Source organism: Corallococcus exercitus, assembly GCF_003611585.1.
Classification (GTDB): Bacteria; Myxococcota; Myxococcia; order Myxococcales; family Myxococcaceae; genus Corallococcus; species Corallococcus exercitus.
Window position 1 is genome coordinate 1 of the sequence record NZ_RAVW01000903.1, and the last position, 432, is coordinate 432.

Consider the following 432-nt stretch of genomic DNA (forward strand, 5'->3'; position numbering starts at 1 on the left):
GCGTCGCGACCAGTTCGATCAGCGCCCCCTTCGAGATGCGCAACGATTTCGCGCGCGTAAGCGTCGACAATGGCGCGACGGCAGGCGCCGTCCACCTTCTCGACGACGCATTCAAGCGCCGCCGCGTCGTCTTGCTGTCGGGTGAAGGAGGGGATGAGTTCCAGCCGCTGCTCTCGCCGCTTTATTATATCCAGCGGGCACTGCAGCCCTATGCGGATCTGATCCAACCTGCCGATTCCGATCTTTCGGTCGCAATACCAAAACTTCTCGCCAGCAATCCCTCCATCATCATCATGGCCGATATCGGCCGGCTGCCGGAGGAGACCTACGAGCCTTTGACGCGCTGGATATCGAACGGCGGCATGCTCCTGCGTTTTGCCGGCCCGCGCATGGCGGCAGCCCCTGCGGACGATCCGCTGATCCCTGTCATCC

At 62.5% G+C, this 432-nt stretch carries 1 protein-coding gene; it reads left to right on the forward strand.

Annotated elements, in window-relative coordinates; translation table 11 throughout:
• The coding region (locus tag D7W79_RS42785; RefSeq protein ID WP_208729994.1) for a type 1 glutamine amidotransferase family protein at positions 1-432 on the forward strand (432 nt) is incomplete at both ends.